Genomic DNA, 23456 nt, shown 5'->3' with positions numbered 1-23456 from the left:
ATGGCAGCCATAGCGAATGGAGCGCCCCGCCGGCTCCCAACGCCCGCCTTCCCACTCATCGATCAGCGGCGCGCCAGGCTGCTCGCCGCGCTGCGGCGTGCCCAGCAGACGCCGGGCCTCCTCCTCGCCCAGCCCCGTCTGGCCCTGCGCGCGCCACGAAGGCTACCTCCTCAAACACTTCCAATACCCGCCCTGGCGGCCAGCCGCCCATCTCCACCGTGAGGGGCAAGGCGTATTCGTGGCGGCTGTCCAGGCCGGCTCCACGGCGTAGCCGCCCGATCAGGTCGTCGACCTCCTGATCGACCCGGAATCGCTCCAGGGTGTCAGCCAGTCCTGCCGGCACCGGCAGGCCATCCATATGCACTTGGCGCAGCAGGTCGTCATCGACACCACTCACATCGCCGATCTGCCCCAAAGTCTCATCAGAGAAGCCGTCGGTGATATGCCCCAGGCGCCGCAGCAGCGTCGGGCGGTCCCACGCCAAGGGCTGCTCATGACTATGGCGCCAGGCCCCCGCCCGGTTGTGCTCAAGGATCGGCTGATAGGCCATGGGGTCGTGCGGGTGTTTGATGCGCCATTTGTTGATCTGCGGATCGAAGGTTTTCTCGTAGAACGCGTTATCCATGTGGATGTGGAGCTGCCCATCGACCTCATACTGCCCCAAGGCGTTGGGCTGGCCGCCTGACGCAAGGGTGAGGTGCTTCTTGTAGGGTGCCAGGTCGGGCCGCCATAAGCGCTTCCGGCCGTCCGGCAGCGTTACCGGCACCAGGCCTTCGATCACCGGCTCGGGCCTGAGTTGGCGCAGCGCCGAGCCACCCGCCGCCATCAAGCCGATCAAGGCGAGGTTCTGCGCCAGGTCGATCAAGTGCGCACGGGCCGCCTGGCGGTCGCCCGCACTCCACTCCTGGGTTGCCTCAATCGCCCCCGTCAACAATTGCTCGACCATCACGGCCAGCATGAGCTCCCCCAACACGGGCACGAAGCCTGCCACAGCACCCAGGGCAAACATCTCGATGTTGAGCACCATGGCCAGTTTCTGTTTACGCACCCGGGCATCGACCTGCGCGGTGGGCACGGCGCGGCTGGCCGCATCGGCGATGCACTTGTGCCGATGTTGCTCATACAGGTAGGTCCACAGATCGACTTTATGGCTGCCGAACGCCTGGCCTTTGAACGCCATGGCCTTGGGTGCCAAAAACGGATCCGGGTTTGGCACCTGGGGGGCCAAAGGCAGCGGCGGGAAATTCTTCAGCCTCAAAGGCGTCAGCTTGCTGACCAGCTCATACAGTTGCCCGATGCCGGGGAAATTCGAGCCGATTTTTTCGCGTAAGGTGGCATCGGGCGCATCCTGGGTGAATTGCCTGAAGTAATAAGGGTGGTCGGCCGCCTCGACGAACTGACTGAAAAAGGCCTGATACGCGGTTGGCCCCTCGACCCGGGTGGTGGCCGCGCCAGGCGTGGTGAAGCGGCGCTGCAAAGTCCCCAGCAACTGTGCGTGACTCTTATAGCGCTTGAGGGGGTGATACGGGTCCTGGGGCACATAGAGGATCGGCGAATCCAGATGCTCATCGTCGAAGGCCAGAAACAACGCACACCCCGTCATGCGTAATTTCATCAGGCCAAGGTCGCAGATCCACACCGGTTGCCCATCCATCTGCGGCGCGCGCTCGCCGTTGATCACCGACAGGATCATGGTGTAGTCGTCCTCGGTAATGTCCTGGCATAAGCGTGCCAGCTCGGCCGCAGCCCTCATTGCCGTCTTTTGACTGGCAATGAATTGCTGGCGCAGGGTGGTTTCGACCGAGGCAAAGAAATCGCTGATATAGGCCTGGTACTTTCCGCCTAGATCCAGGCTGCGGCACAGCTGCACAAACTCATGGACCTTGAGCCTGCCCAAGCGCACCGGCAGCAACGGCTCGTCAGGTGAGGAACCGGAAGACGACACTTGCCAGCGGAAACCGGACGAGGGGTGAAAGGCCCCCTCCTCGCATTCGGATTCCTCGAAGTTATGCAGCGCAGCCTGCAGTAGCTCCAGTTTCAAAAAGTCGTAGGTCCGCGCCGCTATCTTGAAGTCACTGACCAGCAGGGATTTTCTGAGGCTCAACCAGGTGTCGACGTGGGGGGCCAGTGTGACGTCATATTGCTCTTTAAGCGCATTGACCAGCAGCGGCCTGGCAAACGCGTCGATCCCCTGCAAGGCAGACAGGGTCTTGTCCACCGCCGTCTGCGTGGAAAAGCTTGCGGTAAAACAGGCATGCAACTGCTGGCGTTGCTCGGGGGTGGCGCGCCAATAGGCCGGCGGCAGTAACGTATCGGCGTGTTTGAGCGCCGCCCGTCGTGGGGCAGTGCTCTCGATCAGCCATTGCGGGGTGGCACCGATCAACAATTGTCGATGGATACTGAGGGTTGGCGGCTCAAGGCACGCGGGCGTTACGGGAGAGTCGGGCATGATGCAGCTCCAGGAAAAGGAGCTCCAGCACATCACGCAGGTCAGGCGCGACAGCGGTAACTACGTCTACCTATTCCCCCGGCCTTGGCTATCCTGTTGGGAGACATCATGTCACCCAGACCTCGCAGGAGGACTCATGGACGCACCGGACAATAAACCGCCGACCTTCTGGCAGATGCTTCACAGCGTGATGGCTGCCGCTTTTGGCGTGCAGAGCGGCAAGAACCGCGCGCGGGACTTCACCCATGGCAAGCCCAGCCATTTTGTGGTGCTGGGGATCCTGTTTACCGCCGTGTTTGCCCTGACCCTCTTTGCCATCGTCAAGCTGGTGCTGCACCTGGCCGGTGTCTAGGCGCGCTTACTTCCACAGCATCTTCAAGCTGAAGGGGTACTGGTAGGTCGCAGGCTTGCCCTGAGCCGACAGTGCGCGAAAATTCACCCCATCGCCCTCGTGGTTACGCAGGTCCAGCAGGCGCTGGGCCTGTGGCCTGTCAATCAACTGAAATAACCTCACCTGACGCTCGCGCCCGCCATGGCGTTGAATGTCCACCCCACTGGCGTCGTCATGCAGCAGCACCATGGCCCAGCCACCGAGCGTAAAATGCCCGGCCACCAGCGCACTGATCCGCCCTTGCAAGCGCGCCTGCAACACCTCGGGGGAACTGTTGATCGCGCTGAACAACACCTCCTTGCCGGGCGTGCGCCCACTGCCACTCAAGGCCTGCATGGCGCCGAGGGCCATTTCATCATTGGCCGACCAGACCAGCGTCGCCTGTGGGTAGCGCTTGAACATCAGGGTTGCTTGCTCGAAGGCGCGCTGGCGGCTCCATTCGCCATAAACCAACTGGCGCAGATGCACTTGCGGGTGTTCGCCCAAGGCCCGCCGCAGGCCCTGCTCACGGGCCTGGGAAGTGGGGGTATTCTTGGCACCGGAAAATGCCAGCAATTGGAGGGTTTCGCCCGCCGGAACCGGCCCGTGCTGACGCAGCAGCTCCTTGAGCATCAGGTAGCCGCCCTCCTCGTCGTTGGCGGTGATGCTGCCGATCCAGTTGGGGTATTTGCCGGCATCCAGCAACTGCACCTGGTCCGGGGTCAGGGCATTGTTGACGATCAGCAACTTGACCGGGCTGCCCTGGGCCATCCGCAAAATCTGCGGGGCGATGTACTGCTCATTGACCACCACCAGGTAATCCGGGGAATTGGGGCCTTGCAGTGCTTCGCGGGCTTGTTGCAAGGTGTTCTGCCCGTTGCGCTCCGAATAGCGCACACGCAAATCCAGGCCGAGGTCCTTGGCTGCGGCCTGCATGAATTGCGAATAGCTGACCCAGAAGGTTTCAGTGGACAGGCCGGGGTTGAGAAACACCACCGATGTGGCATGAGCGATCGTCCCGAACGTCAGCCCCACCCACCACAAGCACCCACAGAGAACCTTCAACATTACTGCCCGCACCCTGGAAATTGACCGATCATAATAATGGCAATGAGCCTTTTGATCTTGGCTATTTGTCAGATAGTAGGACAGTTGCGTGGCGATCAGCGCTCCCTATTGATGGCTGACCCAGAACACGGCGGTGGCAACCACCAGGATAATCAGGAACAGAATTGCCCAGGCATCCACACTGCTGTCGGGTTTGCGGGCTTTGGTTGGATTGCTCATCGCATCGCCTCTTGTCGGTTTTATGGCTGATTGCATTAAGACTCGACCACAGTAAAGTCGATGATTGCCCGTATGACAAATGTGGGTATCGCAATAACCGTTCTCATTAGGCTATTTGGTTATGTGCATATACTAAAACATCACTTTTGCGCATAAACGCAAGCTGGTATCGTTCGCCGGCTCCGTTGGGAGTGCGCGGCCGTGCGCGCAGATTTGCCGAGAACAGGACCTATATGTACGTATACGACGAATACGATCAGCGCATCATCGAGGACCGCGTCAAGCAGTTCCGTGATCAGACCCGACGCTATCTGGCAGGTGAACTGAGCGAAGAAGAGTTCCGCCCTCTGCGCCTGCAAAATGGCCTTTATGTCCAGCGCTTTGCGCCGATGCTGCGGGTGGCCGTGCCTTACGGCCAACTGACTTCGCGCCAGACGCGCATGATGGCCAAGATCGCCCGTGACTTCGACAAGGGCTATGCCCATATCAGTACCCGCCAGAACGTGCAGTTCAACTGGCCGGCCCTGGAAGACGTGCCGGACATCCTGGCTGAATTGGCCACCGTGCAGATGCACGCCATTCAGACCAGCGGTAACTGCCTGCGCAACGTGACGACAGACCAGTTTGCCGGCGTGGCCGCCGATGAAGTGATCGACCCGCGCCCGTGGTGCGAGATCGTTCGCCAGTGGACTACGTTCCACCCAGAATTTGCCTACCTGCCGCGTAAATTCAAGATCGCCATCAATGGCTCGGCTTCCGACCGTGCCGCGATCGAAGTCCACGATATCGGCCTGGAGCCGGTGTACAACGCTGCCGGCGAACTGGGCTTCCGCGTCCTGGTGGGCGGCGGCCTGGGGCGTACCCCGGTGGTGGGCGCATTCATCAATGAATTCCTGCCCTGGCAAGACCTGTTGAGCTATCTCGACGCCATCCTGCGCGTGTACAACCGCTATGGCCGTCGGGACAACAAGTACAAGGCGCGCATCAAGATCCTGGTCAAGGCCCTCACCCCCGAGGTGTTTGCCCAGAAGGTCGACGCCGAAATGGAACACCTGCGCGGCGGCCAGACCACCCTGACCGAAGCCGAAGTGCATCGCGTGGCCAAGCACTTTGTCGACCCGCACTACAAGGCCCTGGACAACCAGGACGCCGAACTGGCCGCACTCGACCAGCAGCACCCGGGCTTTGCCCGCTGGCGTACCCGCAACACCCTGGCGCACAAGCAGCCGGGTTATGTGGCCGTGACCCTGTCGCTCAAGCCGACTGGCGTAGCACCTGGCGATATCACCGACAAGCAGCTGGACGCCGTCGCTGACCTGGCCGAGCGCTACAGCTTCGGCCAACTGCGTACCTCCCACGAACAGAACATCATCCTCGCGGACGTTGAGCAGAGCCAACTGTTCAGCCTGTGGGGTGAGCTGCGCGAAGGCGGTTTCGCCACGCCGAACATTGGCCTGCTGACCGATATCATCTGCTGCCCGGGTGGCGACTTCTGCTCCCTGGCCAACGCCAAGTCAATTCCCATTGCCGAGTCGATCCAGCGCCGTTTCGACGACCTGGACTACCTGTTCGACATCGGCGAGCTGGACCTGAACATCTCCGGGTGCATGAACGCCTGTGGTCACCACCACGTCGGCCACATCGGCATCCTCGGGGTGGACAAGAAAGGCGAAGAATTCTACCAAGTGTCCCTGGGTGGCAGCGCCAGCCGCGATGCGAGCCTGGGCAAGATCCTCGGCCCATCCTTCGCCCAGGAAGCCATGCCCGAGGTGATCGGCAAGCTGATCGACGTTTATATCGAACAGCGCACCGAAGATGAGCGCTTCATCGACACCTACCAGCGCATTGGCATTGACCTGTTCAAGGAGCGCGTCTATGCAGCGAATCATTAAGAACAACGAAGTCGTCGACGAAACCTGGCACCTGTTGCCCAAGGACGCGACGTTCGATGGCATCTCCAACTGCGACGACCTGATCGTGCCACTGGCCCTGTGGCGCGAGCATGGTCATGCCCTCAAGGCCCGCGATGGCGGCCTGGGTGTGTGGCTGGACGCCGATGAAGAAGCCGAGGAAATCGGCGATGACGTGCAACACTTCCAGGTCATCGCCCTGAATTTCCCGGCCTTCACCGACGGGCGCAACTACTCCAACGCGCGCCTGCTGCGTGACCGCTACGGTTACAAGGGCGAACTGCGGGCGATTGGCGATGTGCTGCGCGACCAGTTGTTCTACCTGCATCGCTGCGGCTTCGATGCCTACGCCTTGCGCGCTGACAAAGACCCGTATGAAGCGCTGGAAAGTCTCAAGGACTTTTCGGTGACGTACCAGGCGGCTACGGATGAACCGCTGCCGCTGTTCCGTCGGCGCTAAGCGCCAGCCAATGAAAAAGCCCTGACCTGTCAGGGCTTTTTTGGTTTTACGCCGTGCGGACACGGCTTTGCCGGGGTTGAGGGCAAGCGCGGTTATGCGCCAACGTGAGCCCGACTCAGCAATTGAGCGGTAATGTCGGCTTGACCGATTTTTTCTCCCCGATTGAACAGATCAATACAGACCTGGTTGGTTTTGAATGACGGCTCAGGGGCCTCGAAGCTGCCTTGTGGCGCCAGTAGCAACGGGCTGTTCGTCGGAATCGGTCGATCCAGCGTGAAACTTAAGGCCAGCAGGTTCATCGGGGTGCCCAGCGGGATGCGTCGGTGGGTGTGAGCAATCTGCATGAAGCACTGGCGCGCAACTTCAAGGAAATACACCATCGAGTAATGCTTGGGGCCGCCCTTGCGGAAAAAGTGCTCGTTGGCCGGTTGAAGGGTTTCGACGCTCAAGCCCCGAGCGACATCGCTCATGTCGCTGACCAGAACGTTTTCTTGTCTGTCCTTGTGCAGCAGAGCCTTGTCGCGGCAGGCGGTCGCAGTGAACGGGGCGGCGGGCAACGCCTCGTGTGCCGAGCTGTATGCAATGCCCAGGGTGCAGGTGCACATGAGCTTGCCGGCTTGCCGGACCTTCGCGCGAAATACCTGGAGGTCTTGGTCGTATTCCAGTTGCAGGTCAATTGCCCCTTCTTTTTGTACGTACCGCTGGAACTTGATCGTCAGGTCGTTGACATACGCGACCCGGCCACTGCGTGGAGGCATGGCGAGTTCGGTCAATTGCAATACCCCCTCGATCAATAGAATGCCGGGGACGTGATCCAGTGGGTGATCAAAAAAATAGGGGTGCGCTTCATTCACCAGCAATTGCGCGTGCAGTGACTGCGCACTGCGTTGAACATTGCTGATCACGATGTTTTCCGGGCTGCGCTGCCAGTGCTCGACAGGCCGGGCATGAGCGTCGCGGCGCAGGGTGCAAAGCGCTTCGATGGCACGCACCCTGACACGCAGCGCCGAGAGCAGTGTCTCTGTCAGTTGATCGCTGAGTGCCAGCACGCCTGTCTCATCGTTTTGCAAATCAACCACAGGGCTGGCAGGACGGTCAGGCCCGATGAATGACTGCAACGCCTGAGGCTGCGGGTGCGCGAAGCGCAATTCAAAGGGGCGCTTGATGGCTGGCGGGCATTCGGGGGCGGTGATCCCCCACTCCCGCAGTTTCTCGGTGAATAACCACATCACCGGCTTGCCGGCCTGGCGCACCTCGATCACCGAGTGAACCGAAGCACTCATCATTACGGCCAACAGGGTTTCGACGCCGGTGGCTTCAGCCAGGCAACCGGTCATGGCTTGCCATGAACCGCCGACAGGGGCTGCCGTCGGCTGCAACTCACACACCTCAATATGCTGGACATCGCTTCGCGCCCGGCCCAGCCGTGCGCACGCCGCTTCCAGGGAGGTGGCGACATGGCCCAAGACCGCTGCGCGGATCACCAGCACAGGTGTGTCACTGGTTTGCGCTCGATAGGGCCGCAAAGCGAACACCCCCATGCCCTCCCCCTGCAGGGTCGGTGACTGCCGAACGCGCTCGATTTCGGCTGGCGCACTGATGAAGCGCCCCGCACCGAGCAACAGCGTGGTGATGCCTTCCTTGAACCATTGTTGCGAGGCCAGCAGGGCGTGCCAGAACAGCCCAGGCGTGCCGACCAATGTCTGATGAAATCCCTTGAAGTCGAAAATTTTCGCCGGGTACCCCGACAACATGCTCGGCAAACTGGTTGCCACGTCCGCCGCATCCTGCTCGGGTGGCATGCCCTGTGCCCGACCGAAGAAGTTGTGAATACGGCTATAGGCGTTACTGAAGTGCGCGCCGCCCAAGTTACAGCACATGACCATCGCGGTCTCGGGTGAGCCGGCTACCCCTGGCAGGCGGCGCAGTAAGTGATTGATGCGATCGGTGATCAACAGTTTGAACGGATCGACACTGGCCAGCAGTTTGGGGCCCATGCCGAAGCCATCGATATCAATGACGTGGTCCTGCGCCAGGAATCGCCCTGGCAACGGCTGAACCGAAGTGGCCGGGTAATCAACAAAGCGCCCGTGGGGAAAACCAACCAAGGGGGCCGCAGGCTGATCAAGTTGTTGCTTGAGTGAGTGTAACGAGAAGTGGCTGCCGATCGCCGCCTCCGCCTCGACAATGCCCAGGTCCAGTAGCAGCACGCCGGGGCTGACTCGGGAGGCCATGGGCTGGTTGCCGGGCAGGTATTGATCCACCACCAGGTGCGCGTTGGCACCGCCAAAACCAAAGCTGGAGATGCCGATGCGAATCGCCGACTGGCGATCAGCCAAGGGCTGTCCCTGCCCGCTCGCAAGTTGCAGGCAGGATTCATCGACCTTGGCGCTTGGCGAGTAGTCGGGCTGGGGTGGAATGGTTTTTTGAGCCAGTATCATCAACGTCTTGGCGAGCGAAGCACCTCCTGCGGCCGCCAAGGGATGCCCAATGACAGATTTGATCGAGCCTATGGGTAATTTTTTACCCTCGGTACGATAGGCACCGAAGAAACTGTTCAGCGAGTCGAGTTCTGTCGCATCACCCAGCGGGGTGCCCGTGCCATGGGTCTCGATATAGTCCACCGCGCCGGGGTCCAGGCCGAGATAGGCGCGTTGGTACGCCGTATATTGGGCCTGTTTGCCGGGTGCAAACACTGAACCCTCTGCGCCATCGGCCGACAGCCCCAATGCGCGCAGTATACCCAGAGGGCGGCGCTGCGCCTGCAGGGCCTGGGATACCGGCTCGACCAGGAAAGCCACCGCGCACTCACCCGGCACAATACCGTCCGCGTCGCGACCGAACGCCTGCATCCGGGCCCTGGGTGAAAACGCCGTCAACTGGGAAAACCCCAGGAAAAGTGGAAGCGGCAGTACCGTGTTCAACGCCATCACGATAGCGTTATCCGCTTGCCCGCTGTTGACCAGGGCCTGGGCCATGTTCAGCGCGTAAGGGAACGAACTGCAGGCGGTATCGACGGACAACGCCGGCCCTCCCAGCCCCAGCGCCAACGCCAGCTCCGCCACTTGTTCGCCGGGCGCATAGCCCTGTGGCACACGGGCCTCAGTCGATGTGGGGGCAAGGAAAAAACTCTCGTCGCTCCAGGACGTCGCGACGACCAACGCCGTGCGCTCCCTGATCAACACCGAACCTTGTGCAGTCAATTGGGCAAGGAGTGCCTGCAGCACTTTCCGGCCAATGGCGACCTGCCTTCCTTCATACCGTGAAGGGGTCGCTGCGCTATCAGACAGGCAATAGGCACTGTCCAGGTAGGTGCGGTTTTTTTCCCCGACCGTGGCTGAATAGATCGACGCTTTATCCAGCTCCCAGCGTGGCAGCATCGAATTCAGAGGCGCGATCTGCCCTTGTGCCAGCAAGTGCCAAAGCGCATCCACTGATGGCGCCCCAGGGAACTCGCCAGCCATGGAGCTGAAGCAAAAATCCCCCTCTGGTGTCACCGTGCTCTGCATGTCGTTTCCTCCTGATTGCCAAAATTGCAGCGGGGCGAGTCTCAGCTCAGCCTTTCCAAAAACCACAGCGTGTCCCGCGGCGTACGACATGACATCAACGCTTCACCGGCAAACTGGCTGGCAGAGCACTGCTGTGCCAGTACTTGGCAAAATGCTTCGCGGGCAAAACCATTGAGTCCCAGCTCGGTGAAGGGCGTATCAATATCGAACGCTTTTGGCTCGCCCGGGATCAGCGGTACCAAGGCGTCGAACAGTTGTTGGCTGAAGGCCGGCTCGGCGCTCTGGGCCTCAGGCGTTTGCGCAGCACTTGCCGGCGTAGGGGGCGACTCGGGCGCGGCCAGAGCCGCTTTAATCAGTGCGATAGTGTGTTGCGGGCACTTGGCGTTGAGCAATTGAGTGCCGCTGGCTTTGAGTTCCGGCCACAGGTCGACGAGCGACTCGAGGAATTCCATCTGCACCAGGGAGTCCAGCCCCAGGCTTTCATAGGGTTGTTCCTGGTCGATCTGATCTACGGTAAAACCGGTGATAATTGCCAGCTGTTCAAGCACCGAGGCCTCGACATCCACGGCTGGCAATTGCGCACTGCCTGGCTCATCAAGAGTGGCCGTTGCCAGTGTGGCTGAGTTCAAGTACGACGTTTCCAGCTGTGCAAGCGTTGGATTAATCGGTACTTCAACCCGACGGGAAAACGCGCCCTCAAGTACTTGTTTGTGAGCATTGAGATACTGCACCGTGACGGTTTCGGCCTGAGCCAGCAAACGCATCAATATTGATTCTTTCGCTGTATCCGAGTCGCCCAGCGAATCAATGATCCTCTCTGATAGAGAGAAATAACTCTGGACCATTTTTCCATTGGACACGATAAATTCCTGCACAACATCGCCAAGTTCAAGGCGCATGGAGACCTCCTAACCGAAGTTAAATTTGGTTATTTAAAACAAACTATCAGTTCATGGCCAACGCGGGCCTTGCGCAAACTAATGAACTGCACACACAGGTTTAAATCGGCAGCGCCGTTAAATCATTCTTGTTGGAAGTTGCTTTTTTTTCACCTTGACCAGCCCGGATCGCACGTGCAGATACGTCATCAGCGTAGTTATATCCAGCCCCTGAAAAGCGATATAGCCGTCAGGACGAATCAGCATCAATGTGCCTGCCCGCGCGTGATAACGCTTGTGCAAGCGCCAGTCCGGGTCCAATAACGTCGAATATTGAAACGGCGTCCCTGCACTGCCGAGGGCATCAATAACGCAGTAGGCCTTGATACCTGGGTAATCCGTCTGCACTGCATCAGCCAGTGCGTAATAACCCGGCAGTAAAGAGGAAAATTGATCGGCCGCACTGAAGACCAGTAACGTGAACGTTCCCTGGAACAGATCCATCAAGCGTCTTGGCGGCGTACCCGGGGGTTGCCATAACTCAATATCGGGAGCCAGTTGGCCGGCACGAGGCGCTGTGGTCGGGAACCGCGACTTCCTGCCCTTTTTATTCCAATGCGCGCGCTGCTTGTTCGTCAGGGACTCTTGAATACCGGCACTTTTGCCGTAGCGGTAATGATGAGCGCAAATCATCGAGGCCAACGTGCGCTGGAGCGGGCGCCAGTCACCCAGCAGTGGCAGGATGTTATCCCGCAGCCAGACAAGCACTCGGTACACCATGCTCTCGGCTCGCAAGGTTGTCGGGAAGCACTCTTCGTTATAGCTCTGCAGCAATGCGGGGGCTGCCAGGCCCTGATCGACATAGGCGATTTTCCACGCCAGGTTATAGGCCTCCCCCATCCCCAGGTTAATCGCCTGATCCGCCAGAGGGTGGCCGATAGGCGCCGAATCGCCTGCCAGGAACACGGCATCGTGCTGCAGTGCCTGCACACGACGCGGCTGGGACGTGGCAATGCGGCGATGAGCACCGTCGCAGGCGACCATCCAGCGAGCGCTCAAACGTTCGTCGCGGCCATCAGCATGATGCAGGAGCATCTGCACGGATTGCGGCTGGTTCTGCAGTTCGACCAGTTCGGTATTCCACTCAACACCCAGGCCCGATGCATCAAGACGCTCAAGCAGGATTTGCTCTAGCGTCGACGCTGGCAAGCTGAGTAAAAAAGGGTAACAGGCATCCAGATAGGAGAAGTTATCGTTCGGTACCCGTTTGCTGTTCGCCTGCAGCGAAAACTGCTTGAGCGTAAAACCGTTGCTGACAGCCTGTTCGGCAACCCCCAGGTGCCGGAGCATTTCCAGGGTTCTTGAATGCACGACCCGTGACGTGGTGGCGGTCGAAGGGCCGGCATTCTTGTCAATAAGGCGAAAAGAAACGCCCCATTTCTGCAGTAGGTTTGCCAGTAGCAGGCCAACAGGTCCGGCACCCACGATCATGACCGTCGTCGGCACAGCGCATGGCCCGGGGACCGAAGTGTTCGAGGCGCCCATAAGTCAGTACCAGTTTCGATAAAAGGGGGCGTTGGCAATACCGAGCAGGGCATCGTCGCCGGATGAGTCGCCGTAGGCGTAAATGTAGTAGTCATCAAGGTTGGCCAGGCAGCCTCTGAGCCGTATGACTTTCTCCGGCCCAACACAGTTGGTGCCTGAGATGCCCCCCGTCAGCCTGTCGTTCTCGGTTTCCAGGCGAGTACCGCACACATAGTCGAACCCCACTGCCGCCCCCCAGGGAGCCAGGTAGTTCTCTGGCGAGTTGCTGACCAGCGCCGTGACATGCCCCATGGATTGATGCCATTGCAGCCGGCGCAGCGCCTCGGGCCTGATCCAGCGTGGCAATTGCTCAGTCACGAAATGCCGCGCGTGCTCACGCTCCTGCTCCACCGACACGCCACCCAGGTAACGCGCAATAAACGCCAATCGAGCCTGCATCAACGGGGTCACGCCCAGAATCACGCTGAACACTTTTGGCAGCAGCCAGATCATTTTGAGCCAGAACATTTTTGTTCCCGCGACGTAACGCATATAGCGCCAGAACGTATGCCGGTCGGAGAGCGTGCCGTCAAAGTCAAACACCGCCAATACCGGTGGCGTGCCATCAGCTTGCATGGCTGTGCTCCTTGAGAACCATGATCTCAATGGTCTTGGGCAGTTTGAACCCCGAGAGGTGCTGAGAAAGCAGCGTGGAAATTGCGCTCTGAGTCAGCCCGGCACGCCCCTCGACACACAGGTGCAATGCGTTGACCTCTTTGTGGTCGGGAACGATGTAGGCTTTTGCACGCACCGCATTGGGATGTTGCATGGCGACGGATTCGACCTCCAACAGATCGACCATCTGCGCTTTGATCTTTGAGATGCGTAAGCGTTGACGATAGAAAAACACATGCCCATCGTCATCGCGCCAAACCAGGTCCCCCGTGTGCAGCCAGCCGTCACGGAAGAACCGCTTATTGGCTTCTTCGGCATCGTCGTAACCGTCAATCACCATCGACCCGCGTACCAGCAATTCGCCGATCCGCCCTGGTGCGACGTCTTGCCCTTGAGCATCGACGACGCGCAGCTCCACGCCCCTGATCGGCTGCCCCATGGCACCGCGCTGCGCGACGCCAAGCGTACTCTGTAGCAGCACGGGCATGCTCTCGGTCAAGCCGTAGCCCTGCAATACCGGTTTGCAGCCCAGCAACCGCCCCAGTTTCTCCGCTTCGTCCGCGGGTAGATGGCTACCGCCTGAGTAAATCATCAGTTGAGGGTGCATCGGCAACAGCGCACCTTTGCGCTTGGCCAGTCGGCTATTGAAATAGCGAATGACATCAGGCACCAGGCAGGTATAGGTGACCTTATACCGGGACAGAACTTCTGCCAGGTCCCTGTTGAGCAAGGTATCGGTCATCAACAGCGTGGCGCCCACGCTCAATGGAAAGATCATCATCGCCGACAGCCCGAAGATGGCGTGCAGCGGCAGCGTGACCAGATGGACGGAGCCGACCCCTTGGCGATGAATATGCTCGTGCATGCCGTCGATTGCATGCGTCACGTCAAGGTAGCGGTGAGGAACCGCCAGCGGTTTGCCGGTGCCCCGATAAGTGAACTGTATCGAGACGACTGGGTTGCCTTCAGGCAATACCAGCGGTTCGTTGCGACACATAAGCTGAACATCAGGCGTCGCATTCTCAGGCAGCGATGAGGACTCACCCACGTCCAATAACAAGGAGTGACGAACGCCGTTGGCGAGTTGGAATATTTCGCTGTGTTTTTCGAAGAGCGCAGCTGTTGTCACAACCAGCACAGGCCTGGCGCTGCCCACCACACTCGCCATTTCAAATGGCGTCAACTTGTAGTTAAGAATGACCGGAATTGCACCACGTCCAACGATCGCTAAAAAATAAGCGATAAATTCAACACCGCTGGGTAGAACAAGTGCAACTTTGTCGCCCGGCAAGATATTTAAAGTGCCGAGCGCACCGTTACACTGCTCGGCTTTTAGTCGTAACTCGCGATATGTCACAACCCCTGTGTCGACATCCAGATTCCTGATAGCGATATGTTCAGGGAAGGACTCTGATATCCCGAAAAATCGGTGTAGAAAGCCGTCCTGACACAGCAAGGATTCCATTTATTAATACTCCTGACGTTTCAAACCAGTGAATTGGACTAAAGCACCTTAGGCACAAGTAGAGTGACGAGGCCGTTTATACTTCCAGGGCGCTTGGATCTTACTCATCTGAGGCTCGAATACATGTAGGACACTTCAACATGTAATGCCGAATTATCTTTGAAACACTTTTAAGTTTCAGTTCAGGGAACCCCCATAGCCCTCTTTTCACCAACGCAACAGTGCCAGGCGCAGACCCTGGGCTTCCAGAAACCCTGCATGCAAGCCAGGCTCAAGTTTGTCGCGGGCAGGCGTTGCACCTGGCCGACCAACTGAGCTGACCGCAGCAAAAGACCCAGCCGCAATGCCTGGGTCTTGCCGATCGGTCAGCCCTTCTGTTTCGTTACCCACTGGCCATAGGCATCAATAAACGCCTGCAGGAACGGTTTGGTTTTCTCCGACAGTTTGCCCGCCTCATCAAACGCACTGCCCGCGCCTCCCAGGTAGGCTTCTGGCTGCTGCATGCACGGCACATCCAGGAACACCAGGGACTGGCGCAAATGGTGGTTGGCGCCGAACCCACCAATGGCCCCCGGTGAAACGCTGATGACCGCACCTGGCTTGCCGCTCCAGACGCTCTGGCCATAAGGACGCGAACCCACATCAATGGCATTCTTCAAGGCCGCCGGCACCGAGCGATTGTATTCGGGGGTGACAAACAGCACCGCATCGGCCGCAGCCACCTGCTGGCGGAAGGTGCTGTAGGCGGCAGGCGGCGCTGAGCCATCAAGGTCTTCGTTATACAGCGGCAATTCGCCGATTTCGACGATGCTGAGCTTGAGGTTTGCAGGCGCCAATTGCGCCAATGCCTGGGCGACCTTGCGGTTGATCGACTGTTTTCTCAAGCTGCCGACCAGTACGGCAATCGTGTAGACCTTGCTCATGGGGCTTTCCCGACATCTGACTAAAGGAACCTGTAGTTATAGAGCCTTAGCCGGCCTATCACCAGCAGGTTGTGCCCAATCGGCGGCTGTTTTGCGCCGTGATCTACCTGTAGGAAAAATAAGCAGCACATCATCGAATAGTATTTTTTCTATGTAGGTAAACTACCCGCCTTAATGACGGTCTACAGAACCGCAAATCGGTGTTTTTCTCCAGAGGTTCTAAACAGATGGCAGCAGTACTTGTCGGACAATTCCATGCCCGCGACGCGGAAGGCCGCGTTTATTCCGTGCATGAATTCCAGGAGTCCACCTCGACAGACGGCGGTTCAGAACCTGTCATTTCCTACAAACTGGCGATTGGTGATCGGGTCAACAAAGTCGATGACAACACCTTTGTGCTGGTCCAGTCGCAGGTTTCGCTGACCCGCGAGCCCGAAAACACGCCTGTTTGATAAGGCTGTGCCTCCAGGCAGAAGTCATATGAGCGGACTTGGGTTAGGATTCACCCGGTGAATCCCTTACCTGCTGAACATGGACTTCATGCATGCGTTTACGTCATATCGAAGTGATTCAAGCCATTTTGCAGACCGGACACCTAGGCACCGCCGCCGAATGGTTGCAATTGGCTGTGTCCGATGTGGACGCCACCCTCAAGGACGCTGAGCAGCAACTGGGATTCATGCTGTTTGCCAGCGTCCGCGGGCGGTTGCAGGCCACCCGGGAAACCCTGGCGATGCAGGCACAGATCGCCCATCTCTACGAAGCCCTGGAACCGATACAACGCCTGGCCAGCAGCCTCAAGCATCATCAAGCGCCGCCGCTGCGCACGCTCTGTACACCGCCGTTGGCCAATCAATTGCTGCCGCAAAGCATTGCGCTGTTGCGTCGGCGTTTCCAGGACACCCCCTGCAACCTGTCCAGCCAGCCGACCCGCGACATCGTCAGGAGCCTGTTGCTGCAAGAGGCCGACCTGGGCCTGAGCCTGCATGATCCCGAACACCCGCAAATCACCAGTACCGTGCTGGCCCAGGGCAAGTTGCAGTTGTTGGCGCCCCATGGCTGGCTCAAGCCACGGCAGAAATACATCGCCCTGCAAGAACTGGCCGGCCAGTCGATGATCGGCCTGGAGGGCCAGGACCCGTTGAGCCAGTTGCTGGACAGCAAATTACAGGCGCTGCGCCCGTTGCCGGTAATCCAGACACGGGTGCAGACCTATCAGATGATGCGCAGCATGGTCGAGGCCGGCGAAGGGTTGGCGGTGGTCGATCCCTTCACCGCCAGTGGCGCGCGTGAGGCCGGGCTGGATACCTGCCCGTTATCACCGCCGATCCTGGTAAGCCTGTATGGCTTGACGGTCAAGGACAGCAGCCCGAGCCCGGCGCTCAATGCGTTGCTGGAGATTGTCACGCACAAAGCGCAGGGCCTGTTGTCGCCGGTCAATTAGCCCCCGCCTGGGTGGGGCTCAGCCGAACAAACGATACCAGAAAATCGCCACCTCACGCGTCTGCGGATCAATCCCGCGATAACGCAGATGGTCGATCCCGCCCATGACGTAGCCGCTGCGTTCATACAGCCGACAGGCCCCGAGGTTGTTGTTCTGGGTCTCCAGCATCATCCCCGGCAGGTTTTTCTTGCGGCTCCAGAACTGTGCCACGTCGAGCAAAGCCTTGGCCACGCCATGCCGGCGTGCCGGCAGCACCACCGCCAATTCATCGACATGGGCATAGCCGTTCCAATTGGTACTGACGACGATATGGCCAACCGGCCGATCATCCAGGTAAGCCATGAATACCGCGCTGTCGGCGGCATCGCGATAGCTGGCGAACTCCTCCGGATCGATGCCGTAGCATTTGCGGTACGGCAGGATCTGCTCCACCGCCCACTGATCAACTGGCTTGCCCAGTTCCGGCGTGCCATATACGCACACCTCAAAGCTGAAATCATTGCCCCACACGTAGGCGTCAAATCCCTCGTCGGCGACTCGTACACTGAGCCCCGGGTACTTCGGATTCACTACAGCTTGCATAACCATCCTTAACACTTGATGCAATCGACGGTGTAACAACGACCGTTGCCGTCGTCTTCGTGTTGTAAACCATGCACATCGGCGACAAACCCCGGGAAGCTGCTATCGAACTCCCGGGCAAAGGCCAGGTAGTCGATAATCGAGCGCGTCGATTCGGTAAAGCGCTCCCCCGGCATGATCAGCGGAATGCCCGGCGGATAAGGCACCAGCATCACGGCGGCGATACGCCCTGGCAAGGCATCTATGGACACGGCCTCGACTTCACCGCGCACCAGTTGGTCATAGGCATCGGCCGGTTTCATGGCGATTTCCGGTAACACCGTGTACATGCGCTTAAGGTGCTTGGCCGTGGCGTTGCTGCGATAGCAGCCGTGCAACTGGTCGCACAAGTCTTGCAAACCCATGCCCTGGTAGCGCGTCGGGCCCTGCTCGAACACCGATGGCAGGCAACTGGCCAGGCTGCTATTGGCGTCGTAACTGCGCTTGAACTCCAGCAATTCCGTGAGCAGGGTACTCCACTTGCCTTTGGTGATCCCCATGGAAAACAGCACGAGGAATGAATAGAGCCCGGTTTTTTCCACCACCAGGCCACGCTCCCAGAGGAACTTACTGACCACCGCCGCCGGGATTCCGCAGTCACTCAAGGCACCGCCGGCCGTAAGGCCGGGCATCACCAGGGTGACCTTGATCGGGTCGAGCAACACATAGTCTTCGGCGATATCACCAAAGCCATGCCAGTCGGCCTCGGGCTGCAGCAACCAGTCGGCCGTCGCCACCCGATCAATGCCCGCCACCGAAGGCGGCTGCCAGATGGAGAACCACCAGTCATCGGCGGCAATATGCTGGCGCAGATTGGCCAGGGCCCGACGGAAACTCAGGGCCTCATCGAACATTTCCTGGAGCAGCGAACGCCCTGCCGGCCCTTCCATCATGGCCGACGCCACGTCCAGCGAGGCAATGATGCTGTACTGCGGCGAGGTAGAGATGTGCATCATGAACGCTTCATTGAACCGGTCACGGTCCAGTTGCCGTGCCCCGCCGTCCTGTACATGGATCATCGACGCCTGGCTGAAGGCCGCCAACAACTTGTGGGTCGAATGCGTGGTGAACACCAGCGGGCTATCGGGCGTACGCGAAGTCCCCATGCCATAGCGCCCGGCGAAAAACTCGTGGAAGGCCGCGTAGGCATACCAGGCCTCGTCAAAGTGCAGGACCTCGACACTGTTGCCCAATTGTTGCTTGATCAGCTCGGCGTTGTAGCACAGGCCGTCATAGGTCGAGTTGGTCACCACCGCCAGCTTGACCTTGGGCTCGCGGCCCCGGGTCAAGGGGCTGGCCTCGATCTTCGCGAGAATCGACTCGCGGCTGAACTCGGTCAGCGGAATCGGGCCGATGATCCCCAGCTCATTGCGCTCCGGGCACAAGTACAGCGGGATCGCGCCGGTCATGATGATCGAGTGCAGCACCGACTTGTGGCAGTTGCGGTCCACCAGCACCAGGTCGTCGCGGCCGACCATGGAATGCCAGACGATCTTATTGGCGGTGGACGTACCATTGATCACAAAGAAGGTATGGTCGGCGCCAAAGTTGCGCGCCGCACGGGCTTCAGCTTCGGCCAAGGGGCCGGTGTGATCCAGCAGCGAACCGAGTTCCGGCACCGACACCGACAAATCCGAACGCAGGGTATTTTCCCCGAAAAACTGATGAAACGCCTGCCCCACCGGGCTTTTGCGATAGGCAACACCACCCCCGTGGCCGGGGGTATGCCAGGAGTAGTTGGAGTCGGCCGTGTGCTGCACCAGAGCCTTGAAGAATGGCGGCAGCAGGCCATCGAGGTAAGTACGCGCCGCCCGGGCCACCTGCCGGGCCAGAAATGGCACGGTGTCTTCGAACAGGTAGAGAATGCCGCGCAGCTGGTTGAGTTCACTCATGGCGTCGGCCGGGGCATTTTCCAGGGTGACTTGCTCGCCCAGGGCAAAGATCGGCAGGTTGGGCGCACGCAGACGCGCCAGTCGGATCAGCTCGACCATGTTCTGCAGCAGATGGGTATTTTCCCCGGCGCCTTCAGCGGCGATCAGCATGCACGCCAGCCCATGATGGGTCGAGGCCACCAGCCGGCCCTCGGCATAGTCCACGGCAGAAAAGATACTGAAACCTTCTTGCTCCAGCTCCCGGGCGATGCCCCGGACCCGATCACCGGCGACGGTGTCGGCCTTGATATCACGGTGCACGATCAGGATAGGGAACTTCAGGTCTTTGTACATGGGGCTTGGCGTCCTGAGAGCGATGTACTCAGGGTAGAAGCTGGGAGCGAATGTCGCGAATGAAGATTTCGAAGCCTATACAGAACCAATGTGGGAGCGGGCTTGCCCGCGATGGCGGTGGATCAGTAACAGCTGCACTGGCTGTCAAACCGTAATCGCGGGCAAGCCTGCTCCGACATGTTTAGACCGTGCCGGGCCCGACTAGTGTTGGGTCAACTGGGTCCACAACGCCGGCGCCCCCGCCGACTTGGCGATGGCTTCCAGGCGTGCCGCGTGCTCGGCCATGTCCTGCTCGCTGGCGCGGATGATGGTCGTGGGCTTGCGGTCCGCCGGCAGGCGACGGATTTCCGAAGGTCGGTTGCCCGAGCCTTCGGCCGAACCGTTGCCATCGGAGGCGTTGCCGGCCAGGGACAGGCTGGTCTGCCCGCCCGTCATGGTCAGGTAGACGTCCGCGAGAATCTCGGAGTCGAGCAAGGCGCCGTGCAGTTCACGGCCGGAGTTGTCGACGCCATAGCGTTTGCACAAGGCGTCGAGGCTGTTGCGCTGGCCTGGGTGGCGCTCACGGGCCATCATCAGGGTGTCGAGGATCGAGCAGTGACGGGTGATGTCCGCCCGATCCGTCTGGCCCATCAGCGCGAATTCGTTGTTGATGAAACCCACGTCGAACGCCGCGTTGTGGATGATCAACTGCGCGCCGTTGATGAACTCGAAAAACTCATCGGCAACTTCCGCAAAGCGCGGCTTGCCCACCAGGAATTCGTTGGTGATACCGTGGACGCCAATGGCGCCTTCGTCACTTTCCCGGTCCGGTTGCAGGTACACGTGGAAATGCCGGCCGGTAAGGCGGCGGCCCATCAACTCGACACAGCCGATTTCAATGATCCGGTGACCATCGGTCACCGGCATGCCGGTGGTTTCGGTATCGAGTACAACGGATCGGATGGCCATCAGGGTTCAGCTCTCAACGGTGTGTATTTCAAGGGGCGGGATATTAGCACGCTCTATAACCGGAGCGCCCCCTGGAGGAACGCCGCGAGCCCTCGCCCAACAGTTTTTTACAAGGTTTAGCAAAGCTTGCGCAGTTTGCTATCAAGCGCCTTGTTAGCCTGCGCCGCTCCTTACAGATGCGTAAAAATCTACCCATGCTCAAGCCAAACTATCTGCTCGCCCTATGCCTGATGGGCGCTGCCCATGCCCAGGCCACCAGCTTTGTGATGACCACCGACGCCCTGGTCAGCCTGTCGATGAGTGCCACCAAGGGCACCAGCAGCAACTTCAAGGATGACAAGATCGTACTGGCGGCCAAGGACGATGCCGCGGCGTTTGTTGCCAGCCACGGCGAGATACGGGGTGTCCAGCTGGAGTCGGCATTGCAGCACATTCGCCGCACCTTGCCGGCGTTACGCGATACGGACGAGCAACTCGCCCGGGGGATTCTGGCGTTGTGATTGCAGCGATTGCCAGATCCAGGACCGCGCCCGCCAACAAGGGCTATGGGGAACCTCAGCTCTGCTTGTAACCGCGCACGTCATCCACGCCACGATTGGCCAATTGGTCGGCCCGCTCGTTGCCCGGGTGGCCGATATGCCCGCGCACCCATTTCCAGGTGATGTTATGGCGGTTGCACTGTTCATCCAGCAACTGCCATAGGTCGGCGTTCTTTACCGGCTCCTTGGCTGCAGTCTTCCAGCCGCGCTTTTTCCAGTTGACCATCCACTCGTTGATGCCTTTCATGACGTACTGCGAATCCGTCACCAGCAGCACGTCGCAACGGCGCTTGAGCTCCTCCAGGCCGCGAATGGCGCCCATCAGCTCCATGCGGTTGTTGGTGGTGTTGGGTTCGCCGCCCCACAACTCCTTCTCCACGCCCTTGCACACCAGCAAGGCGCCCCAGCCGCCCGGACCAGGATTGCCCTTGCAGGCGCCGTCGGTAAAGAGTTCTACGCTATCGGTCATTACGCTATCCATCAAAGCGGGTTGCCGGTAATCGACCGACAGCTCCCGAGGTCGCACACGACGACCTGAATGCCAAAAAGTGAGTTATTGCTCGCTGGAGCGCCGGTTGACCTTGGCCAGGGGCATTGGCACCAGTTTGCCGATGGGCTCGCGCCGGACCTGGCTCACCGGTCGCAGCCCGACCACGATCTTGCGGGCTACCAGCAGGTAGAAACCGCCCCCGGACAACTGCCAGGCCCCGGCACGGCGCTCCCAACCGGCCAACCGGCCCTGCCACTTGGGCGAAGCAAGCGGCGGACGATAGCACCCGAAGCGACGTTTCTCCAGCGCGAAGCCCAGCAGGTTCAACCAGTCGCTGACCCGCGAGGGCGAGATGCAGCGGGCCTGGCGCAGCGCATCATGGGCGAAGACATGCCGCAGGCCCCAGGAGCTCCAGGGGTTGATGCCGACGATCAACAGATGGCCACCCGGGCGCACCGCGCTGGCCGCTTCACGCAGCAAGCCATGGGGCGACAGGCAGAAATCCAGGCCATGCTGCATCACCACCACATCGGCGGCGTGCTCGCTCAAAGGCCAGGCCTGTTCTTCGCAGACAATCTCGACCCCCGGCAACGGCGCGCCCAGGCGCACATTGCGCTGCACCTGGGGCGCGGGCGGCGGGGTTTGTGCCGAAGGGCCGTAGTGCACCAGGTAGCCGCCAAAGAAGCGCTCAAGCTCTTCTTCGAGCATAAGCCGCTCCTGTTCCAGCAGAAATTGCCCGATCGGCCCGGACAGCCACTCACGGGCTGCGCTGATCAACGCCAGCCACTCGGGATCGGCCTGGGCGAACGCTTTATCAGTCATTGCATTCTCCAACTCGCCAAGACGTTCTAAGATGCACCAATGTGTTCAGCTTGGCGAATAGAAGAATGATACAGATCAGTGCCCTGCCCGCCTTCACCGATAACTACATCTGGTTGTTACAGGACCATCGCAGCCATCGTTGTGCCGTGGTCGATCCGGGCGATGCCGCGCCTGTCATGGCGTGGCTTGCGCAGCACCCGGACTGGACCCTCGGCGACATCCTGATTACCCACCACCACAATGACCACGTGGGCGGTGTAGAGCAGCTCAAGCAAGCCACAGGCGCCAAGGTCTATGGCCCGGCCAGCGAAAAAATCCCGGCCCGTGACGTCGCGCTCAACGATAACGACCGGATCGAGGTGCTGGGCTGGGGCTTCGACGTGCTCGCCGTGCCGGGACACACCCTGGGACATATAGCCTTTTATCATCATGGCTTGCTGTTCTGCGGCGACACCCTGTTCGCCGCCGGTTGTGGGCGTTTGTTCGAAGGCACGCCGCAACAGATGTACAACTCCCTGGAGCGCCTGGCCGCGCTGCCGGCCGACACGCTGGTCTACTGCACCCACGAGTACACCCAAAGCAACCTGCGCTTTGCCCAGGCCGTGGAACCGCACAACGCCGATATCGCCGAACGGGTGGCTAAAGTCAGCCAACTTCGGGCAGCCGGCAAGATGACGTTGCCCTCGACCTTGGCCCTGGAAAAACTCACCAACCCGTTTTTGCGCACCGCCGAAACATCCGTTAAACAAAAAGCGGACGAGTGGGGGAACCGCGATAACCGCGCTGGGAGCGAGGTTTTTGCTAGCTTGCGAGCGTGGAAAGACACGTTCTAAGCAGACAGGTTCTGATACGAAATTTCTGAATGGTTGACCGGAACCCAAGCGCTTTCTAGAATCGCCCGACATTTTTGCCCGGAA

Annotated in this window: 20 protein-coding genes; 7 read left to right on the top strand and 13 right to left on the bottom strand. The window is 59.8% G+C overall.

The features are described from left to right. Positions 1 to 55: 55 nt before the first annotated feature. Positions 56 to 2449, bottom strand: a complete 2394-nt coding sequence (locus HBR93_RS16190; RefSeq protein ID WP_169960692.1) for a DUF6543 domain-containing protein — start codon at positions 2447 to 2449, stop codon at positions 56 to 58. A 136-nt stretch (positions 2450 to 2585) separates the two neighbouring features. On the opposite strand from HBR93_RS16190, the gene HBR93_RS16185 reads away from it, so the two are divergent. Continuing rightward, complete coding sequence (locus HBR93_RS16185) at positions 2586 to 2801, top strand: DUF2970 domain-containing protein (RefSeq protein ID WP_057436772.1); 216 nt, start codon at positions 2586 to 2588, stop codon at positions 2799 to 2801. Positions 2802 to 2807: 6 nt separating this feature from the next. Here HBR93_RS16185 and HBR93_RS16180 read toward each other — a convergent pair whose 3' ends face one another. Further along, positions 2808 to 3887 carry an ABC transporter substrate-binding protein gene (locus HBR93_RS16180; protein ID WP_169960691.1) on the bottom strand — a complete coding sequence of 360 codons (1080 nt, stop codon included), beginning with the start codon at positions 3885 to 3887 and terminating at the stop codon, positions 2808 to 2810. 452 nt (positions 3888 to 4339) lie between these two features. Between HBR93_RS16180 and HBR93_RS16175 the strand changes: the two genes are divergently transcribed. Together HBR93_RS16175 and HBR93_RS16170 are read left to right on the top strand one after the other, a co-directional pair. Then, complete coding sequence (locus tag HBR93_RS16175) at positions 4340 to 5998, top strand: nitrite/sulfite reductase (protein ID WP_057436776.1); 1659 nt, start codon at positions 4340 to 4342, stop codon at positions 5996 to 5998. Beyond that, the gene (locus HBR93_RS16170) at positions 5982 to 6476 is read left to right on the top strand and encodes a DUF934 domain-containing protein (RefSeq protein WP_029291397.1); all 495 of its coding nucleotides are present in this window, start codon (positions 5982 to 5984) and stop codon (positions 6474 to 6476) included. The genes HBR93_RS16175 and HBR93_RS16170 overlap by 17 nt, the downstream gene beginning before the upstream one ends. Positions 6477 to 6568: 92 nt before the next feature. Here HBR93_RS16170 and HBR93_RS16165 read toward each other — a convergent pair whose 3' ends face one another. The 6 genes from HBR93_RS16165 to HBR93_RS16140 all read right to left on the bottom strand — a co-directional run bounded on the left by HBR93_RS16165 (position 6569) and on the right by HBR93_RS16140 (position 15450). After that, entirely contained in the window at positions 6569 to 9985 is a 3417-nt protein-coding gene (locus HBR93_RS16165; RefSeq protein ID WP_169960690.1) for a beta-ketoacyl synthase N-terminal-like domain-containing protein, read from the bottom strand. A gap of 41 nt (positions 9986 to 10026) precedes the next feature. Further along, positions 10027 to 10884, bottom strand: coding sequence for a polyketide synthase (locus HBR93_RS16160; RefSeq protein WP_169960689.1), 858 nt, complete (start codon positions 10882 to 10884; stop codon positions 10027 to 10029). A 117-nt stretch (positions 10885 to 11001) separates the two neighbouring features. After that, complete coding sequence (locus tag HBR93_RS16155) at positions 11002 to 12408, bottom strand: FAD-dependent monooxygenase (protein ID WP_169960688.1); 1407 nt, start codon at positions 12406 to 12408, stop codon at positions 11002 to 11004. Between the two features lie 3 nt (positions 12409 to 12411). Continuing rightward, positions 12412 to 13023 (bottom strand): HAD family hydrolase, encoded by a 612-nt coding sequence (locus tag HBR93_RS16150; protein WP_169960687.1) that lies wholly within the window; start codon positions 13021 to 13023, stop codon positions 12412 to 12414. Then, positions 13013 to 14527: a class I adenylate-forming enzyme family protein gene (locus HBR93_RS16145; RefSeq protein WP_169960686.1), complete on the bottom strand. Its 1515-nt coding sequence runs from the start codon at positions 14525 to 14527 to the stop codon at positions 13013 to 13015. Before HBR93_RS16145 ends, HBR93_RS16150 begins: the two co-directional genes overlap by 11 nt. A 365-nt stretch (positions 14528 to 14892) precedes the next feature. After that, a complete protein-coding gene (locus HBR93_RS16140) occupies positions 14893 to 15450 on the bottom strand; it encodes an NAD(P)H-dependent oxidoreductase (RefSeq protein WP_057436785.1) in 558 nt (185 codons plus the stop codon). A gap of 227 nt (positions 15451 to 15677) precedes the next feature. Between HBR93_RS16140 and HBR93_RS16135 the strand changes: the two genes are divergently transcribed. Both HBR93_RS16135 and HBR93_RS16130 read left to right on the top strand, forming a co-directional pair. Next, positions 15678 to 15902 carry a hypothetical protein gene (locus tag HBR93_RS16135; protein WP_057436787.1) on the top strand — a complete coding sequence of 75 codons (225 nt, stop codon included), beginning with the start codon at positions 15678 to 15680 and terminating at the stop codon, positions 15900 to 15902. 92 nt (positions 15903 to 15994) lie between these two features. Continuing rightward, complete coding sequence (locus tag HBR93_RS16130) at positions 15995 to 16894, top strand: LysR substrate-binding domain-containing protein (RefSeq protein ID WP_169960685.1); 900 nt, start codon at positions 15995 to 15997, stop codon at positions 16892 to 16894. 18 nt (positions 16895 to 16912) lie between these two features. On the opposite strand, the gene HBR93_RS16125 is transcribed toward HBR93_RS16130, so the two are convergent. The 3 genes from HBR93_RS16125 to dnaQ form a co-directional block, all read right to left on the bottom strand. Further along, entirely contained in the window at positions 16913 to 17476 is a 564-nt protein-coding gene (locus HBR93_RS16125) for a GNAT family N-acetyltransferase (RefSeq protein ID WP_057436789.1), read from the bottom strand. Between the two features lie 8 nt (positions 17477 to 17484). Next, positions 17485 to 19740: an Orn/Lys/Arg decarboxylase N-terminal domain-containing protein gene (locus tag HBR93_RS16120; protein ID WP_115128315.1), complete on the bottom strand. Its 2256-nt coding sequence runs from the start codon at positions 19738 to 19740 to the stop codon at positions 17485 to 17487. Positions 19741 to 19941: 201 nt separating this feature from the next. Continuing rightward, positions 19942 to 20682 (bottom strand): DNA polymerase III subunit epsilon, encoded by a 741-nt coding sequence (gene dnaQ / locus HBR93_RS16115; protein WP_162947798.1) that lies wholly within the window; start codon positions 20680 to 20682, stop codon positions 19942 to 19944. Between the two features lie 200 nt (positions 20683 to 20882). Between dnaQ and HBR93_RS16110 the strand changes: the two genes are divergently transcribed. After that, the gene (locus HBR93_RS16110; RefSeq protein ID WP_057436795.1) at positions 20883 to 21188 is read left to right on the top strand and encodes a DUF2388 domain-containing protein; all 306 of its coding nucleotides are present in this window, start codon (positions 20883 to 20885) and stop codon (positions 21186 to 21188) included. A gap of 55 nt (positions 21189 to 21243) precedes the next feature. On the opposite strand, the gene rnhA is transcribed toward HBR93_RS16110, so the two are convergent. Both rnhA and HBR93_RS16100 read right to left on the bottom strand, forming a co-directional pair. Further along, complete coding sequence (gene rnhA / locus HBR93_RS16105; protein WP_057436798.1) at positions 21244 to 21696, bottom strand: ribonuclease HI; 453 nt, start codon at positions 21694 to 21696, stop codon at positions 21244 to 21246. 84 nt (positions 21697 to 21780) lie between these two features. Next, complete coding sequence (locus tag HBR93_RS16100) at positions 21781 to 22539, bottom strand: methyltransferase domain-containing protein (protein ID WP_057436800.1); 759 nt, start codon at positions 22537 to 22539, stop codon at positions 21781 to 21783. Positions 22540 to 22604: 65 nt separating this feature from the next. Here HBR93_RS16100 and gloB point away from each other — a divergent pair, with 65 nt between their 5' ends. Further along, positions 22605 to 23372 carry a hydroxyacylglutathione hydrolase gene (gene gloB / locus HBR93_RS16095; RefSeq protein ID WP_057436801.1) on the top strand — a complete coding sequence of 256 codons (768 nt, stop codon included), beginning with the start codon at positions 22605 to 22607 and terminating at the stop codon, positions 23370 to 23372. Positions 23373 to 23456 lie beyond the last annotated feature (84 nt).

It is taken from the genome of Pseudomonas sp. WS 5411 (assembly GCF_012985595.1).
Lineage (GTDB): Bacteria > Pseudomonadota > Gammaproteobacteria > Pseudomonadales > Pseudomonadaceae > Aquipseudomonas > Aquipseudomonas shahriarae.
Note: the sequence above shows the minus strand (reverse complement) of the source record. Positions and strands in the feature narration are given on the sequence as shown.

Coding starts and splice junctions, on each gene's coding strand:
- HBR93_RS16190 (WP_169960692.1), bottom strand. CDS start 2,449: ATGCCCGACTCTCCCGTAACGCCCGCGTGCCTTGAGCCGCCAACCCTC.
- HBR93_RS16185 (WP_057436772.1), top strand. CDS start 2,586: ATGGACGCACCGGACAATAAACCGCCGACCTTCTGGCAGATGCTTCAC.
- HBR93_RS16180 (WP_169960691.1), bottom strand. CDS start 3,887: ATGTTGAAGGTTCTCTGTGGGTGCTTGTGGTGGGTGGGGCTGACGTTC.
- HBR93_RS16175 (WP_057436776.1), top strand. CDS start 4,340: ATGTACGTATACGACGAATACGATCAGCGCATCATCGAGGACCGCGTC.
- HBR93_RS16170 (WP_029291397.1), top strand. CDS start 5,982: ATGCAGCGAATCATTAAGAACAACGAAGTCGTCGACGAAACCTGGCAC.
- HBR93_RS16165 (WP_169960690.1), bottom strand. CDS start 9,985: ATGCAGAGCACGGTGACACCAGAGGGGGATTTTTGCTTCAGCTCCATG.
- HBR93_RS16160 (WP_169960689.1), bottom strand. CDS start 10,884: ATGCGCCTTGAACTTGGCGATGTTGTGCAGGAATTTATCGTGTCCAAT.
- HBR93_RS16155 (WP_169960688.1), bottom strand. CDS start 12,408: ATGGGCGCCTCGAACACTTCGGTCCCCGGGCCATGCGCTGTGCCGACG.
- HBR93_RS16150 (WP_169960687.1), bottom strand. CDS start 13,023: ATGCAAGCTGATGGCACGCCACCGGTATTGGCGGTGTTTGACTTTGAC.
- HBR93_RS16145 (WP_169960686.1), bottom strand. CDS start 14,527: ATGGAATCCTTGCTGTGTCAGGACGGCTTTCTACACCGATTTTTCGGG.
- HBR93_RS16140 (WP_057436785.1), bottom strand. CDS start 15,450: ATGAGCAAGGTCTACACGATTGCCGTACTGGTCGGCAGCTTGAGAAAA.
- HBR93_RS16135 (WP_057436787.1), top strand. CDS start 15,678: ATGGCAGCAGTACTTGTCGGACAATTCCATGCCCGCGACGCGGAAGGC.
- HBR93_RS16130 (WP_169960685.1), top strand. CDS start 15,995: ATGCGTTTACGTCATATCGAAGTGATTCAAGCCATTTTGCAGACCGGA.
- HBR93_RS16125 (WP_057436789.1), bottom strand. CDS start 17,476: ATGCAAGCTGTAGTGAATCCGAAGTACCCGGGGCTCAGTGTACGAGTC.
- HBR93_RS16120 (WP_115128315.1), bottom strand. CDS start 19,740: ATGTACAAAGACCTGAAGTTCCCTATCCTGATCGTGCACCGTGATATC.
- HBR93_RS16110 (WP_057436795.1), top strand. CDS start 20,883: ATGCTCAAGCCAAACTATCTGCTCGCCCTATGCCTGATGGGCGCTGCC.
- rnhA (WP_057436798.1), bottom strand. CDS start 21,696: ATGACCGATAGCGTAGAACTCTTTACCGACGGCGCCTGCAAGGGCAAT.
- HBR93_RS16100 (WP_057436800.1), bottom strand. CDS start 22,539: ATGACTGATAAAGCGTTCGCCCAGGCCGATCCCGAGTGGCTGGCGTTG.
- gloB (WP_057436801.1), top strand. CDS start 22,605: ATGATACAGATCAGTGCCCTGCCCGCCTTCACCGATAACTACATCTGG.